Source organism: Williamsia sp. 1138, assembly GCF_002095435.2.
In the GTDB taxonomy this organism is placed as follows: domain Bacteria; phylum Actinomycetota; class Actinomycetes; order Mycobacteriales; family Mycobacteriaceae; genus Williamsia.
Genome location: NZ_MJEJ02000003.1, coordinates 1 through 1,396, shown reverse-complemented (window position 1 = coordinate 1,396; position 1,396 = coordinate 1). Strand labels below are relative to the sequence as shown.

Here is a 1,396-nt window from a genome sequence, read left to right as displayed (position 1 = left end):
CGGCGAGGGACTTCTTGATATTCTCGGCAATGGCTTGGTCGATCTCAGACATCAGGACTCCTGGTGAGGGGCAAGGATTGAGCCGCTGCGACGTCATTGCCGCGGAGGCGAGAAGCCGGATCCGGCTGCATGCTCCAGTACAGATTCGATGCGTTTCCCAGTGGTTATCCCGGGACCAAATCTGCGATTCAAGAACCTCACAGCGGTAACGCGTCGGTAATCTTCCGGTCTTGCGGCAGATGCACACGCTCGAGTCAGTTGCACACGTTCAACCCTCTCTGCCATCCTGGTCGTAAGACACAAGGTGTGGTAGGGGTGGTGGGGATGGAGTGTGACATGGATTTGTTGGATACCCCGATCGATATCCCGATTGGACGGTCAGCGAAGGGGCGGCGGTCGTTCCCGATCGCGTTCCGGGTTGCGTTTTTGCAGCGCTGGGACCTGGCGGTGCAACGCGGCGCCAAGACTCGGTTGATGCGTGAGTACAACCTGACTCGGGCGACCGTGCGAGAGTGGTTAGAGGCCCGCGAGTCTGGTGCGTTCAGTGACTCGATGGTCGCTGCCGCCGACAAAACGAGGGACCGCATGGACAGCCAAGACCGCGCTGAGCTGGCCCGGTTGCGCGCCAAAGTCGCCCGGTTGGAGAAGAAGAACGCCCAGTCCGAGGCGGCGTTGGAGATCATGGGAAAAGCCTTCGAGCTCTTGGACGGGATCACCAAGAGCTCGACCGAGGACGAGGGTCCGCAGATCCCACCGGCGTTGATGAGCGCCGAGCAGTACCAGGCCTGGCTCAAGCGACATCATCTTTCCTGACCGAGTTGGTCACCGCCTTGGCCACTCACACCTGGATCGGGGTCAAAGCCGCATGCGCATTGACCGGTCTGGCTCGCTCGACCTACTACCGGATCGAGCGCGGTTACCGTCATTACAAGCCGGTCCAGGATCCGGTGCCGCACACGCAGCGGTTCCAGCCGGCTGCGCTGACCGCCACCGAAGAAGAGGTCATTGTCGAGATATTGAACCGTGAAGAATACGCGGATCTGTCTGTGCAGCAAACATATTGGCGCGCTTTCGACAAGCGTGAGATCGGTTGCTCACCACGCACGTTCTACCGGATCGCTGCGCGCTACGGCACGGTCGGTGACCGCCGCCGCGGCCACCACAGCAGCCCCGGCAACCACAGTCGATCCAAACCAATCATTCATGCCAGCGGCCCGGGTCAGTTGTGGTCCTGGGACATCACCGACCTGCACGGCCCGACCAACGACGACCGCTACAAGCTCTACCTCGCGATCGACGTGTTCTCCCGCCACCCGGTCTGCTGGCGCATCGAGTACACCGAAAACAAGCCCGCCGCGATCGACATGTTCACCACCGCCATCGCCGAGCACGGCCC

General features: G+C 61.5%; 2 protein-coding genes. Both read left to right on the top strand.

Annotated features, from left to right (window positions below):
- Nucleotides 1-336 precede the first annotated feature (336 nt).
- Nucleotides 337-813 (top strand): hypothetical protein, encoded by a 477-nt coding sequence (locus BH683_RS00020; protein ID WP_084834288.1) that lies wholly within the window; start codon nt 337-339, stop codon nt 811-813.
- A gap of 5 nt (nt 814-818) precedes the next feature.
- On the top strand, nt 819-1,396 hold a 578-nt coding region (locus BH683_RS00015), incomplete at its 3' end, for a DDE-type integrase/transposase/recombinase (protein WP_143695939.1).